A 15492-nucleotide genomic window follows, 5' to 3' on the forward strand; every position below is an offset into this window, starting at 1 on the left:
GTTTTTGGCAAAAGAGCGTTCGCGGAGGGTGGCGGAGCGCCGTATCGCTTCCGAGTCAAGTTGGACACAAAAAGCTTGTAATAATTCATCCAATGCCTTACGGTTTAGTCCAGTCAATGCCCGCACTGAGGCGGTCTTCTTTTAGCACCCGATTCAGATCTAACATTGTCCCATCTCAAACACCCTATTAACTTTACTTTACCTTATAAAGCGACAAGTCTATTGTTAAAATTTATGCTACTTTATCAAAATCAGCTAACATTTTATATCATGTCTGTTTGAATAACTACAATAAAAAATTTAGGGAGTAGGGAGTAGGGAACAAGGGGAAATTTGTTTGCTCCGTATTCTGACCGAAAAAATATTCGCAAGCATTCAGAAGTCAGCTAGCTTCATAAGGTCGGAACTGCGGACTTCAGCTATCAGCTATGAGTTATTAAGTCATTATCTTGGAAGAAGGAATTAGTATTCAAGAAGTTACATAAGAATGAAATAGTCCTTTCAGTTAACCTTGGTAATTGTTTGATTCTTTCTTTCAAAAGCTGATAGCTGAATGCTTACAAATATTCTTGCACTGAATAATTATTGATTCTGACTGCTGAAGTATTAATACCATTAATTACTTTCTCTATAACCAAATTTTTACTCATAAATATAGGGTAAGTATACTGCAAAATACCAACAGTAATTTACACACTTATTGCCATTGCTAACCAAAATATTTTCACTACAACTTGTGTTTTATCTAATACTCATCCTCCTAATATAGTTTTGACTAAAGACCAACAGCAATTCCTACAGTTATTACCATTGCTAACCAAAATATTTTCACCACAATTTGTGTTAGCTCTCATATCAAAACTCTTAATAGCAGTGCGATTAAATATTTAATAACTCAACAGTGAATATTAATAACTGAATAATTATTGATTCTGATTACTGAAATATTTCTACCATTAATTACTTTCTGTATTAGCCAAATTTTCACTAATCAATTTGCAGTCAAGATACTGCAAAATACCAACAGCAATTCCTACAGTTATTACCATTGATAACCAAAATATTTTTATCACAATTTCTGCTCTATCTAATACCAATCCTCCTAATAGCGGTCCGATTAAATATCCTATTGCCCAACACTGAGCATTAATTGCCAAATAAATACCACGCAAAGATTCTGGTGCTAAATCTGCTACTAAAGCTGAGGCAGAAGGAGTATAAGAAATAATTGCAATAGCAAATAAACTTAAAGCTAAAGTAGTCAATAAAATATTACCTATTTCTATTATTCCAGCAATACCGATGACGAGAAATCCTAACCCCCATAATATTGCTGAAATTATTAATGCTTGAGGATGGCTAAAATTTCGTAATTTTCTCGCAACTGGTAATTGAAATATAACAGTCAAAGCAGTGTGTACTGTAAATATATAACTGATAATTAGTGGTGAAAAATTGCCGGAAACAAAATTGTTTAAATATAAAGGTATTGTGCTGTGTATTTGAGAAATGTAGAAAGTAAAAAAAACATTCACCATCACAAAAATAATTAGATTCCGATCGCTAAGAGCTAATAGCCAGCCATTAGTATTTTTTTTCCTCTCTGTTTAAATTTTTAGCTTTAATTTAACTGGTTTATAAGTTTCTTTAACCGCTAAATATATAACTCCTGCAAAAATAAAAAATGAAATAGAATCAACTATAAATAATGCTCTATAAGCACCTGTAGAATTCACAACTATTCCACCAGAAATAATTCCCAACTGCAAACCCAAATTATCTGCTAATCTCGTAACAGCATAAGCCTCTTTGCGTTCCGTTGCTACTGCTAAATCTGCCACAATTGCCTCCATTGCCGGCCAATATAACCCTGTACCTAATCCTAATAATAAGTTACCGATCGCTACAATATAAAAATTATTAGCTATTGCCATTACTATTGAAGCTAGTGCCGAAATAATTAATGATAATAATAGAGTTATCCGACGACCAAAAAATTGAGAGTCACTGAAAGAACCTCCAAGAAAACGAGCAATTATGCCAGAAATTTGAGCGCTGCTTAAGGCAATACCAACTGAAGTTGTAGATAAGCCAACTTGATTTACAAAAAAGATTGGTGCATAAAATAATGTAAAACCTGTACCAGTTTGAGATAATAATCTACCCATTGCCAGAATTAAAATTTGTCGGTCTAAGTTGGGAAATAATTGGGATAGATGCAATTTTGGCAATGACATGAAAATTATCCGATTTTTTAGAATAATAAGATACAGTTTAATCTTAATCTCTTTTCTGTATTATCAAAAGCTCTAAAAAATTAAGCATTCAGCATTCAGCTATTGATCAGAGGAGGAGGTAAAAGCAATTGAAAAATTGAGAGAGAATTAAAGGTTAGTGGCAAGGTACGCTCCTTCAACTTTATACCATTTCTCTGTAACAATGCGCTTAATAATTGTTGCTCGGGCCTTATTACACTCACTATTCCCATCTTTAATATGAAGTACAACTTTATGGAGAAATGGTATTAGAAGGAATTATTCATTATTTGCACTCAGTTCTGACTGCTAAGAGCTAAATGATTACCTAAAAATTAATATCTAATTAAGTCAAAACTTTTGTAAGTTCAATGATGTTTCGGCAGTTGTTAATATGTAATTTTGTAGTAAGCATTCAACCGTCAACTATTACTTTGAGTTTTAGATAAAAGCTTTACTAATTGAGTCAGAATTTATACTTGCTATAAAAGCTGGCTGAAACAGTCTATATTCATTAAAACCCCCTCATGAGAGCTGACAGCTCACAGCTAATAGCTGTTTGCGCAGCATTCCGCAGGAAATGCTTACATTTTGTAATAACTTTAAATGAATTTTTATGATTAATTATCTGAAAGGGAAAGTGGCTGATGTTCAAAAAGGTAGTGGTATTCGTGTGACTCTAATTTTAGAAGTTAATCAAGTAGGTTATGAGCTACAAATTCTGCCAAGGTTAACTCAAAATTTACAGCAAGGAGAAGAAATAAAAGTTTTTACTCACCAACAAATACGAGAAGACCAAATGTTATTGTACGGTTTTGGTACTTCTGCAGAAAGAGATTTATTTCGCCAGTTAGTAAGTGTGAGTGGTATTGGGACACAATTAGCGATCGCTTTGTTAAATACTTTAGAATTACCAGATTTAGTCCAAGCTATTGTTGGGGGAAATACTCGTGTCTTAGCCAAAACTCCAGGAGTAGGCCCGAAAACTGCAGAACGTATTGCTTTAGAATTAAAAAATAAATTGGCCGAGTGGCGACATGATGCTGGCTTAACTACATCAGTACCTGTGGGAGTTTTGCCCGCTATTCAAGAGGAAGTAGAAATGACTTTGTTAGCTTTGGGATATACAGGTCAAGAGGTAATACAGGCATTGCAAGCTGTTAGTCAAGATGCTAAAATGTCCAAAAATACAAATGCAGAAGATTGGATTAGGGAAGCTATTAGTTGGTTGAGTCGATTTACTCAGCTTTGAAAAAGTTACAGTTCAACAATTTGGTAGTGGTGCTAATGGTAGAGAGTGTGTGGGGACTAACCCCTAACCCCTTCCAGGAAGGGAGTGTGGGGGAGTGTGGGAAGAAATTAAAAAATATGTATCTTTAACCATTATGGGAGTAGGACAACCTATTTTTTGATCACGGTGGGACTATTAAACCAAATTTAAAAAAAATATTAAATGAACATACTAAATAGCTCAGCAGAAATAAATGTAATACTACTGCATCCAAGGGGAGAAAAGTTTGCAGAGCATATCTAGTAAAGTAATGAGGATGGCTTCGTTGTTTCTCCTCGCAATGACGAAATTTTACACTTAATTAAACCCACCCAGCTAGTAAGAGATTCAGACTCACTGATAATTGAAATTTTATCTTCTTCTATTAGACATCTGGCGATCATCAAAAATCAAATCAATTATCGCGCCAAAATAATCAATTTTCTCCCCCTATTCTGTACGGACGTTGCATACAACGTCCCTACCTACTGCCCTACTCCATCTTTTCCGGAGATGTCTATTGTCCAGAACAGAGATATGATGATATAGTTAATGATTGTAGTAATTTTGAGAAAGATCAGTAGAAGTTAAATATATGGCTCTAAAGCAACAACGTAAACAAGAAATTATTGGTGAATACCAAACCCATGAAACGGATACAGGTTCAGCAGATGTCCAAGTAGCCATGCTGACTGAAAAAATTAGCAAATTAAGCGCTCATTTAAAAAGTAATAAGCAAGATTATTCATCCCAAAGAGGTCTATTAAAAATGATTGGTAAACGTAAGCGCTTACTATCATATATCCAGAAACAAAGTCAAGAACGTTATAAAACATTAATTACTCGCCTTGGTATTAGAGGTTAGAAGCTGACTTATGTCCTCAGAACCATCACGTCAACCTTTACCTTTTGAACCTGCTAAAAATCGTAAAAAGCAAGGTAAGAAATTATCTCCCTCACCCAAAACAAAAACAGTAGATGAGCAAAAGTCTTCTAATGTAAAAAATCAGCCGAAAAACATTAGTAATCAAAAACGCCAACAACTCAAAGAAGACAGTTCTATCCCAGAAGTAGTTAGTCGGCGGATGATAAGTCGTATGGTGTTATTCTCTGGTACACCTCTAATATTGTCTTTATTAACCTTTGTTATTAGCTACTTTATCATTTCAAATGATATTTTAGTACTACCAAACCAAGCAGTTTTGCTAGTTAGTATGGGCTTTTTTGGTTTAAGTGTTATTGGTTTGAGTTATGGTCTTTTTTCTGCTTCTTGGGATGAAGATAGAAAAGGTAGTTTGTTTGGTTGGCAAGAACTAAAAACTAACTTTCAACGAGTTAAAGAAGCTAGGAAAGAAGCTAAATAAAAAAGCTAATTTCTATCTATGATTAATAGTTATAGAGTCAGCATTTCCGTTTGTCATGCTGCGCAAACAACTATTAACATTCAGCATTTCCGTTTGTCATGCTGCGCAAACAGCTTTTGAAAGAATTAAGCAACGACTAAGGTTCACTGATGACTAATTTCATTAATGACTTTTCATTCTTCTTCAAGATTAATTCTTCCTGCCAAAATAATGAGTTAATAACTCATAGCTGATAGCTGAATGCTGAATGCTTAGGTTATAGAGATGAGAAAACCTCGTCTCTAGTAAATTTTAACCTTCCTAAAAAAATTATAGATTGAGACCTGAAAATATCATCTCCACAGAGGAAGCTGGAAATTATATCGGATTTATTAAGAAACAAGTAAAAGTCAAGTTTGACAAGCTATTGTCAAAATAACCGTAGTTTAACTCACATCTAACTTAATTGCAAAAGAAAAAATGATTATAGTAACAAAAGTTGGTTCTCCAGAAGCTGAAATAGACCGTCTTTGTAATGACCTTAAAACTAATTGGGGTCTAACACCAGAAAAAATTGTTGGGCGCTATAAAGTTGTTATAGGTTTAGTAGGAGATACTGCAGACCTAGATCCATTACAACTACAAGAACTGAGTCCTTGGATCGAACAGGTAATGCGGGTTGAACGTCCTTATAAGCGAGCAAGTTTAGAATATCGCCATGGAGAAGCAAGTGAAGTAGTAGTATCTACTCCTGATGGACCTGTAACTTTCGGTCTTCATCACCCCTTAGTTGTAGTTGCAGGCCCTTGTTCGGTAGAAAATGAAGAGATGATTATAGAAACAGCCCAACGGGTCAAAGCTGCGGGTGCTAGGTTTTTGCGCGGAGGAGCTTATAAACCTCGTACCTCTCCTTACTCTTTTCAGGGACATGGTGAAAGTGCTCTAGGTCTATTAGCTGCAGCTAAAGAAAAAACTGGCCTGGGTATCATCACAGAAGTAATGGATGCTGCTGACTTACCAAAATTGATTGAAGTTGCTGATGTGCTACAAGTAGGTGCCCGTAATATGCAAAACTTCTCTCTGTTGAAAAAGGTAGGTGCCCAAGACAAACCTGTACTTTTAAAGCGGGGAATGGCTGCAACTATTGAAGACTGGTTAATGGCTGCAGAGTATATTTTAGCTGCTGGAAATCCAAATGTAATTCTCTGTGAGCGGGGTATTCGTACATTTGACCGTCAGTATGCTCGTAATACCTTGGACCTCTCAGCAATACCAGTTTTGCGATCGCTGACTCATTTACCAATTATGATTGACCCTAGTCATGGTACTGGTCGGGCTGAATATGTACCGGCAATGGCAATGGCTGCTATTGCAGCAGGGACAGATTCTCTGATGATTGAAGTCCATCCAGACCCAGCAAAAGCTCTATCTGACGGCCCTCAATCTCTGACACCTGAAAAATTCGATCGGTTAATGCAGGAAATGTCAGTAATTGGCAAAACAGTAAATCGGTGGCCACAAGCAGAGCCTGTTCTAGTATAGAAGAAGGAGTCAGGAGTCAGGAGTCAGGAGTCAGGAGAGAATTATGGCTGCCGTGATTGAGTAAATAATCAAGCAAATATTTGTGCTTAATTGCTTACTCAGGATTTGATGAACGAAAAAAGTAATTGAAATGAAGCTGATAACTGACCGCTGTTTGCACAGCATTCCGTAGGAAATGCTTACAACAAATTTCCCCCTGTTCCCTACTCCCTACTCCCTACTCCCTGTCTTATCTATAAATTTTGATTATTTTGTTGAGAAATAATACATTCAACTTGATGCTCAACATTATTCAGTAACTTCTGCAAAGTTAACAAGCTATTTAGTTGAAATGGAGCTAGATGTTGACGACAATAAATTTGATTGATTTTAATTTGTAATTGTTTGCCTAATTTCAATGTATCTTGACTCAATAAGTAGAGCTTTTGCTGCTGATAAAATTTTAAAGCAGCTCCTCTTAATACCTGTAGTGTTGCTTGTTCCCCATAAGCTCCTGGCATCACTCTCAAACGTAATAGTAAATGATTATTTTGATAAATTCTTTCAATCTCTACTTGTCGAGGTTTTTTAATGGGAATTGAACTCATTTTTGTCAGAATTTTAAGTTCGTTAATAACACCTTCAATTTTTTCTCGTTCTAGGTTTTCAACTACAGATTTGAGAACTCCATCTTGACTCCAAAGAATTTTTCCTTGTGATTCTTGTTGCCCAAAATAAAGTCTACCAATTCCTGACTCTAAAACACTTACCATTAATTCTCTTAATAACTTTTTAGGCTCTAAATTAGCTATAGCTTCTAAACAGATAGATTTTTGAGATTTAGGTAGTAATAATTCTAAAATATCACATAAATGATTTTGTGATATTTTTTGAGCTTGAGGTTGAAGTTTTTGCTGTTGTGAATCCTGAGTTTTTTTAGTTAAAATTTCTTGATTTGTTGTCTTCTTTTGCTCAGAAAGTTGCTGATTTTCTTCTTTTTTAGTAGATTGATGATGATCAATTTGTTTATGATTATTCTTTGGTAATTTAGGTTGAGAAGAACTAGAAATTACAGATTTTTGATGACCAATATAGTTTAAATAAGATGATAATATTGACCTCTGAAACTCAGAAGAAATTTCTTCCATTACCAGCGAACAATTTAAGTAAGATAATAATCGGCGAGCATAATTTGTAGCAGAAGAATCTTTAATGTCAACGACACCAAGTCTGACTCTGCTCCCCTCTATAGATAGAGGTAAAATTTGATAGTGTAGACAGGCTTCAAATGGTAATATATTATCAATTAGAGCAAATACATGGGGATAATCCATTTGCTTTTCCCGATTATTTTTGTTGTATGCGGGCATTATTGAGTTGTTGGTTTGAAACTAATAGAAATCATCTATTTAACGACCGGGATTACAATAGGCAACAACCGTCTTTACTAGAGCTATTGAAGCTGAGTTAATAGAAAAATAGTAAAATACAGCAGTTACCATATATATTGGTGTAGTTTTACTATGTGCAAAAGATTTCTAAAAAAATTACACTAAATGCGCCAATTACATAGTCCAAGTATCTCAAAACTTAAATATTTGATACGCTAATTATTAACACTATATTATCCTAAAAATTTACAGACTCAATTAATATTTGAATAATCTTGGTTAAATTATCCTAGCTACAATCTTAGTCTTGATGGGGGCTAAGAACTATTTCGTAAGGATTGAGCAGATAAGTATAGTTTAGTCCATTCACTAACAACTTGGTTAATTCTCAAGTTTAAGTGTTTAGCAATTTCCTCTAAACTGGTACCTGATTTTAAGCCTTCAATTAAATGACGTTGTTGAGGATTAAGATTTTGCCAATATTCTTGCCATTGATGAGAAGTCAAACCTAAGCCATGCTCATTCAGAGAAATTTCTAACCAACTAGCTACTAATTCTGGTTGTTGTTTAACCGCAAAAACACGAATTGCATGATAACTGACCTTTTCTCGTAACCTATATACTTGTCTGATAGGCATATCTAAAGCTTGAGCAATTTCCTCTTGAGTATTGCCTCGAAGATAAAGCTTTAACCATTCTGCTGCCTTGGAATCAACTTTTTCCACCAAATATTTCTCAAATTCCTCCTGGACTTTAGAGCGAAGTAAATGTTGTTGCTCCATTTCTTCAGTATCTTGATACCCTGAAGTCACTACAGCATCCAGCAAACTCACTCGGTCTTCCGTATCACCAGGACTAATATCTTCCGAGATTAATTTAACCCATTCTTTTACAGGTACTTGAGTTAGGCCACCTCTTTGAGTTCGACGTAGATAATTAACAAATCTATATACCAGTAATGGCTGATTGCGAATCGGTCTAATACAATATTCTTCTACACTCGCTAATAATAGAGAGTTGCGGAGATTAGGATTTTTTGTACATTCACTGATTTTGGCCATTTGTTGCTGTAGGTAGCGATCGCTATTGAGCATCTCTTGGATCACTTCCTGTAGGACATCTATTACACTTCGTTGGCGATCGCGACTGGTATTTACCCATGCTCGTATTTTTTGTCGCAGCATCACTAGGCCACTCAAGCGTTGCAGTAAGTTTCGATAAGCTCGCTCTGGCGGAATGTCCAAATATCTTTGTTTTAGAATTCGATAAAGAAACTCTCTGCCTTTAGATGCCATTGCCCTTTGAGTAGGAGTCAGCTCGTCTAAGCGACTAGGATTATTCCCCAATAGCCAGCAAATAATACTTTTGTGGACATCTGAGCTATGGTTTGGGTAGTCTTCCTGAAGTTTGGTTTTCCACTCTTGTTCCAGTGCTTGGGCCAAAGTCATGAGATTTTTAATTCTATATATTTAATTCTAGCTTTTGCCAGAATCTACCTCTGCCAGATTCTATTCAAAAGCTATATTTTCAGTCATTCTATCAATATTTCTGACTACTGATTTAATATGCAGTTTGACATACTCCCCGGCCTAAAAGGTACAGGGATTCCTACCTAGCCGAAGCTCCTTGGTGGGTTGACATTTCACAGGATCCTGCTAACTTGACGCTAGTCTTACGCTTGCCTCCAAATCTGTTTAATGTCTCCGAATGCCCTCCGGCGACAAATATATTAGTCGCTGCGTTGGTATCACGATCGTGTTTTGCGCCACAGTTGATACACTTTGATTGAAAAAAAAACTAAAAAGTCGTCCAAGAAGGGGGAGGCTTCAAACCCAATTTTTTGGTGAAGTTCTCTCCCGTTAAATCGGAGATTATAAGCTGATTACCTAACTAGGTTTGATACCAAATCCTTACTTTAGACTGGTTCTTATTTTGTTGCTAGCTGCACCAGGTGTAACTATTGAGCAATTAAAGGAATATGTTGAACATCAATCGACACCTATTTAATTTCCTCTCGGCAATTCCCCTGCCATTAAATCGGAGATGATAACGGGAGACACCTTGCCGAGTCTAGTATAGTCAAAAAAGTGTTTGGATAAGAGTGGAGCGATCGCTCATCTGCTATTATCGTCCTTTTTTCTCCCTCATACCACAAATTTGTCAATCTATCAAACTGCCGAAAAGTTAGAAGAGAAAAATTTGTCATTTCTAGTTGAGGAAAACAAGACTATTTGTCTCTGAAAGAACGAAATAATCAGTATTTGCAGCGTTAAAATTATCTTCAGCAATATTTGCCCTCGGATTTTTGTACGATTTATAGTATCACACAACGGAGGAAAAAGGCTAAAAATCTTGAAACTTCGTTAGCTGTATCAGAAAAATTTTCTCCTTTTTTGTCATAAAATCCTGACAAAGTTAAAAATATTCAAAGGAAAATACTAAAAGTTATAAGTAAAAGTTAAGTGTTCAACTGATTTTGAGATATAGAAGCTTTTGAAGGGATCGCTTTATTAAGACGTAAGCATTCAGCGGTCAGCAGTCAGCTATCAGTTATGAGTTATTAAGTCATTATCTTGCAAGAAGGAATTATAGCGCTGTGCGCAGGCAACAGGCAACAGGCAACAGCTCATCTGGGGGAATAAATTGCTGATAATATAAGACTTTTAGCTATTTGGCCTCTCCTGCAATTTGTAAATATACCAGCGCTCATTGCTATAGCTGAATGCTAATAGCTGAATGCTTACCAAAAGACATGGTTGATTAATGGATAATGGATAATTACCTTTCCCTTTTAGGGAGAGGATTGAGCAATATGGATAATTATTGCTCTACTGACTAACTTTCAAAGCCTTTATCTGTAAATATTTGAGGATTTTTAGAGTGAAAAAAGGTGCAAGGTTTTCGGTCTAAAAGGCTAAAAAAGTTAGAATTCTGAGTAGATAAGGATAGAAAAATCAAGGGATATTTCTTCCTCCTAACTCCTCTAAATTCTGATAAATTATGAATTCTGTTTGCGGAGCATTCCGTAGGAAATTCTAAATTATGAATTCTATCTAACTCCTCTAAATTCTGATAAATTATGAATTCTATCTAACTCTTCTAAATTCTGATAAATTCTAAATTCTGAATTCTAAATTCTGAATTCTATTCTCCTGTCTCCTACCCTCACCTATAAGACTTCCATAAGCAAACCCTAAATAGTTATGGAAAATCAATATTTATATTTGTAGGTATTATTGTGAGCGTAAAAATATTTTATGAAATTATGACTTCTCCTAAAATAAATAAGCAGAATCAGATACCACAAAGTTTTCAAGAAAGAATACAAGTAGCTAAGGACAAAAAAATTAAGAATTTAGATTTAAGTAATGATGCTTTTGGCAACAGTGATAAAAAATTAACTGAAATTCTTAATAAAGTTTTGGAATTAGAACTACTAGAAGTATTAAATTTAAGTAGTAATAAATTAACAAAATTACCGGATTCAATCACTAAACTCACTAACTTAACTATCCTTGATTTAAGTCGTAATCAATTAACGACATTACCGGATTCAATCACTAAACTCACCAACTTAACTACGCTTTATTTAAGTGCTAATAAATTAACAAAATTACCGGATTCAATCACTAAACTCACTAACTTAACTATCCTTGATTTAAGTCGTAATCAATTAACGACATTACCGGATTCAATCACTAAACTCACCAACTTAACTACGCTTTATTTAAGTCGTAATCCCCTAGAAACTCCACCAATAGAAATTACTGAAAAAGGGATAGAAGCAATTAGAGAGTATCTCCAACAAATAAAAGAAGAAGGAACAGATTATCTCTATGAAGCCAAATTACTAATTATTGGAGAAGGTAGCGCTGGTAAAACTACTCTAGCTAACAAAATTCAAAACCCAGACTATAAACTGCAAGAAGAAGATTCAACTAAAGGAATTGAAGTTTCTCAGTGGAATTTTCCCACAAAAAATCAACATGACTTTCAGATGAATATTTGGGATTTTGGCGGACAAGAAATTTATCATGCGACTCACCAATTTTTTCTCATTAAACGCTCCCTATATATTCTTGTGGCTGATACTCGTAATGAAGATACAGACTTTTATTATTGGCTGAATATAGCAGAATTGTTGAGCGATAATAGTCCTTTATTAATTATCAAAAATGAGAGACAAGAACGTAAACGGGAAATTAATCAAATAGCATTACAAGGTCAATTTTCTAATATCAAAGAAATATTAGACACCAATCTTGCTACTAATCGAGGTTTAGAAGAAATTCAAACAGATATCCAACATTACATCAGTAATTTACCTCATATTGGCAGTGCCCTTCCTAAGACTTGGAAAAAAGTCCGTGAAGTATTAGAAACAGATGGTCGTAACTATATTAGTTTGACAGAATATTTATCTATTTGTGAAGAGAATGGCTTTAAGAAGCGAGAGGATAAATTACAATTAAGTGGTTACTTACATGACTTAGGAGTTTGTCTTAATTTTCAAGATGACCCACTGTTAAATAAAACAGTTATTCTCAAACCAGGATGGGGAAAAGCCGCAGTTTATAAAGCTCTAGATAATCAGAAAGTTTATGATAATTTTGGCAAATTTACCAAAGATGATTTAAGCAATATTTGGCATGAAGATAGATATGCCAATATGCATGATGAACTACTGCAATTAATGATTAAATTTAAACTTTGCTATAAAATTCCTGGTACTTCTCAAATCTATATTGCCCCTCAACTCCTAACAGAAGCTCAACCAGAATATGATTGGGATGAAAATAATAATTTGATTTTACGTTACACCTACGAATTTATGCCCAAGGGAATAATTACTCAGTTTATTGTGGCAATGCACGAGGATATTGAGGAGCAAAAATATGTATGGAAAAGCGGAGTTATTCTCAAGAAAGAGCAAGCAAAAGCAGAGGTAATTGAATATTACGGAAAGAGAGAAATAAAAATTAGAATTTCTGGGCAACAAAAACGGGATTTAATGACTATTGTGACTTACGAGTTGGATAAAATTCATAGTTCATACAATAATCGGCTCAAATATAATAAATTAATTCCTTGTAATTGTGCAGCTTGTAAAAATACTCAGAATCCTCACTTCTACAAATTTGAAAAATTAAAAGAACGGCTTAACAATAGCAAAATAACAATTGAATGCGGTAATTACCCCTACAATGAAGTTAATATCCAGAGTTTAATTGATGATGCAATAGATAGTTATAAGTATGAAAAAAATTCACAATCCAGACATCCTCATAATATACATATAGGTGGAGACGTTATTGTTAATAGTCGTAAAATTAATAATAAAGATGGAAATGTTGTGGATAATATATTTGGTATTGAAGAAGGAGACAGGAGACAGGAGACAGGAGGAAAATTACATGGGGATTCTAACCCCAAGTAATTTTGAACACCGTGTAGACGGTGGGGTATTAAACCCACAAAGAAAATGATAATAATATTAAAAATGAAGTAACAGGAAATTCTAGTCAACCAAAAACAGAGGAAACTAAAAAATTTGGATTTTTAGATTTCTTGACTTGGATGCAGAATGGGCAAATTATTTTCATCTTAATCTCTTCTATTATTGGCATTATTTTGCTGATTATTTATCCTAAGTTATACCCAGATGGATTACCAGAATTGGCTTTACCAATTCAAGACATAATTCCAACTCCACAAAAAGAAAATAAATCCGTTCATTAATGGATAATTGATAATGGATAATTGATAATTACCTCTGGTTAAAACCGTTACGGAATTGAATATAAGGAAATATTATTTCTTCTCTTGGTCGATTGGATATGGTTAGGAAACCCATCCATCCCACCCTTCGGGAAGCTCCGCTAACAACCGCTTTTTTTCCCTTAAAAGGGGAGGCTTTAAACCAGAATTATTTAATTATTAATTATTAATTATTCGGTGAATGAAATTTGTAAATTAGAGTATTTCCGTTAGCAATAATACCCAAAAATTACTGTTTAGTGAGTAGAAAATTTATGATAAAAGTTGCTGAATCATACGTTCTGCCTGAGAACCATAACCACCACCGAATAAATTAAAATGATTGAGAATATGATACAAATTATAAAGACTTTTACGTTGTTGATAACCATCATCTAAAGGCCAGGCTTGATTATAACCACGATAAAAAGCACTGGGAAAACTACCAAATAATTCAGTCATGGCAATATCAACTTCGCGATCGCCCCAATAAGTGGCCGGGTCGAAAATTACTGGCTCCCCATCTACAGTTACTCCAGCATTTCCCCCCCATAAGTCACCGTGAACCAGAGAAGGTTGTGGTTGATGACCTGCCAATAACTCTGGGATAATTTTTAGTAGGCGATCGCTCTGAGTAAAAGTACCACCCCGACGTTTTGCCAACTTGAGCTGATAACCAATGCGGTTTTCTGCCCAAAATTCTGCCCAGTCTGTATTCCAAGTATTAATCTGGGGTGTGGAACCGATAGTATTGTTGATGTCCCAACCAAATTCACTTTTACCCTGACAGTGATGTAAAGCGGCTAATTTACGTCCCATCTCTTCCCAAGATTTATCGTTACCACGACCACCTAAGTCTAACCATTCCAAGACAATATAAGAATTATTTCCCTCTGTTCCATAGCACAAGGGTTTCGGAACACAAATAGTCTGGATTTCACACATTTGCTTTAACCCCAAAGCTTCTGCTTCAAACATTGCTATCTGGGAAGCTTGATTAAGTTTGACGAAATAGTTGCGACTGCCATTAGTTATTTTATAACCACTGTTGATGCAACCTCCTCCAACTGAAGAATGGTTAGTAACTTCAAAATTTTCGGCCGTTACTTGAGTGATATGTTCGGCAATTTTTTTCCACATACATATACAGTCCTATATTTAATAATTTTTTTTTAAAATGCCAAAAATTAGCTATTGTGCTATACGCAATAGTATAAGGTGAAGTCCTCACAGAAACTGAACTAGAAACCATTTCTATTTGCCAGACCAGGAAAATCTGACTCCTCCACAGTTATTAATTTTTATATTTTTAAAAGTTGAAAAAATCTCTATTGCTACATACGCAATAGTAGAGACTCAAGTCCTCACAGAAACTGAACTAGAAACCATTTCTATTTGCTAGACCAGGGAAATCTGACTCCTCCACAGTTATTAATTTTTATATTTTTAAAAGTTGAAAAAATCTCTATTGCTACATACACAATAGTAGAGACTCAAGTCCTCACAGAAACTGAAACGGCAAATAATCAATTCCGTAAGTATATAGCGCTGTAGTGGAAAATGATCTCCATAAATTATCAATTATTCCCCTCCACCGGAGGGGTTAGGGTTGGGTTCCCTTTTCCCTATTCCCTGTTCCCTGTTCCCTCTTTTCTTGAAGATATCTAGTGTATATCGACTTGCAAATATAAGTTGTTTGAATAAAGAAAGCAGATTTTTCCTAAAAACCTGCTGTCTGGAATACTAGCTAATAATTTCGCCTAACTATAATGTTTCAGTATGAATCAGCGCTTTCAGCATACTCTCAACTTTTTCTTCCATCTCTACTAATATATTTAGAGATAGAGTAATATCATCTGCAACTCCCAAAAGTTTAGCCGCTTTTTTGACAGCTTCTTCCTCATGAACTACCCCGCCGTGTAGACGGACGGGGTTTCTAAGTCCCCGTCAACAAA

11 protein-coding genes are annotated in these 15492 nt (G+C 35.0%); 6 read left to right on the top strand and 5 right to left on the bottom strand.

Features of this window, described 5'->3' with window-relative positions; translation table 11 throughout:
* Positions 1-956: 956 nt before the first annotated feature.
* Both D5R40_RS42135 and D5R40_RS42140 read right to left on the bottom strand, forming a co-directional pair.
* The gene (locus D5R40_RS42135) at positions 957-1538 is read right to left on the bottom strand and encodes an MFS transporter (RefSeq protein WP_339379433.1); all 582 of its coding nucleotides are present in this window, start codon (positions 1536-1538) and stop codon (positions 957-959) included.
* Between the two features lie 69 nt (positions 1539-1607).
* Entirely contained in the window at positions 1608-2237 is a 630-nt protein-coding gene (locus D5R40_RS42140; protein ID WP_339379434.1) for an MFS transporter, read from the bottom strand.
* Positions 2238-2871: 634 nt separating this feature from the next.
* On the opposite strand from D5R40_RS42140, the gene ruvA reads away from it, so the two are divergent.
* From ruvA to aroF, 4 genes are all read left to right on the top strand, one after another.
* Positions 2872-3507: a Holliday junction branch migration protein RuvA gene (gene ruvA, locus D5R40_RS23485; protein ID WP_124144299.1), complete on the top strand. Its 636-nt coding sequence runs from the start codon at positions 2872-2874 to the stop codon at positions 3505-3507.
* A gap of 613 nt (positions 3508-4120) precedes the next feature.
* Positions 4121-4390, top strand: coding sequence for a 30S ribosomal protein S15 (gene rpsO / locus D5R40_RS23490; RefSeq protein ID WP_124144298.1), 270 nt, complete (start codon positions 4121-4123; stop codon positions 4388-4390).
* 10 nt (positions 4391-4400) lie between these two features.
* Positions 4401-4889, top strand: a complete 489-nt coding sequence (locus tag D5R40_RS23495) for a PAM68 family protein (protein WP_124144297.1) — start codon at positions 4401-4403, stop codon at positions 4887-4889.
* A gap of 459 nt (positions 4890-5348) precedes the next feature.
* The gene (gene aroF / locus D5R40_RS23500) at positions 5349-6410 is read left to right on the top strand and encodes a 3-deoxy-7-phosphoheptulonate synthase (RefSeq protein WP_124144296.1); all 1062 of its coding nucleotides are present in this window, start codon (positions 5349-5351) and stop codon (positions 6408-6410) included.
* A gap of 233 nt (positions 6411-6643) precedes the next feature.
* Here the strand turns inward: aroF and D5R40_RS23505 are convergent, their stop codons facing one another.
* Both D5R40_RS23505 and D5R40_RS23510 read right to left on the bottom strand, forming a co-directional pair.
* Positions 6644-7759: an ATPase, T2SS/T4P/T4SS family gene (locus tag D5R40_RS23505; RefSeq protein WP_124155291.1), complete on the bottom strand. Its 1116-nt coding sequence runs from the start codon at positions 7757-7759 to the stop codon at positions 6644-6646.
* A gap of 338 nt (positions 7760-8097) precedes the next feature.
* Positions 8098-9228 carry a HetZ-related protein 2 gene (locus D5R40_RS23510; RefSeq protein WP_124144294.1) on the bottom strand — a complete coding sequence of 377 codons (1131 nt, stop codon included), beginning with the start codon at positions 9226-9228 and terminating at the stop codon, positions 8098-8100.
* Between the two features lie 1817 nt (positions 9229-11045).
* On the opposite strand from D5R40_RS23510, the gene D5R40_RS23520 reads away from it, so the two are divergent.
* Together D5R40_RS23520 and D5R40_RS35940 are read left to right on the top strand one after the other, a co-directional pair.
* Positions 11046-13217 (top strand): COR domain-containing protein, encoded by a 2172-nt coding sequence (locus tag D5R40_RS23520; protein ID WP_124155292.1) that lies wholly within the window; start codon positions 11046-11048, stop codon positions 13215-13217.
* 140 nt (positions 13218-13357) lie between these two features.
* Entirely contained in the window at positions 13358-13519 is a 162-nt protein-coding gene (locus D5R40_RS35940; RefSeq protein ID WP_161565053.1) for a hypothetical protein, read from the top strand.
* Between the two features lie 291 nt (positions 13520-13810).
* Here D5R40_RS35940 and D5R40_RS23525 read toward each other — a convergent pair whose 3' ends face one another.
* Positions 13811-14677 (bottom strand): fructosamine kinase family protein, encoded by an 867-nt coding sequence (locus tag D5R40_RS23525; protein WP_124146576.1) that lies wholly within the window; start codon positions 14675-14677, stop codon positions 13811-13813.
* Positions 14678-15492 lie beyond the last annotated feature (815 nt).

The organism is Okeania hirsuta (assembly GCF_003838195.1).
Classification (GTDB): domain Bacteria; phylum Cyanobacteriota; class Cyanobacteriia; order Cyanobacteriales; family Microcoleaceae; genus Okeania; species Okeania hirsuta.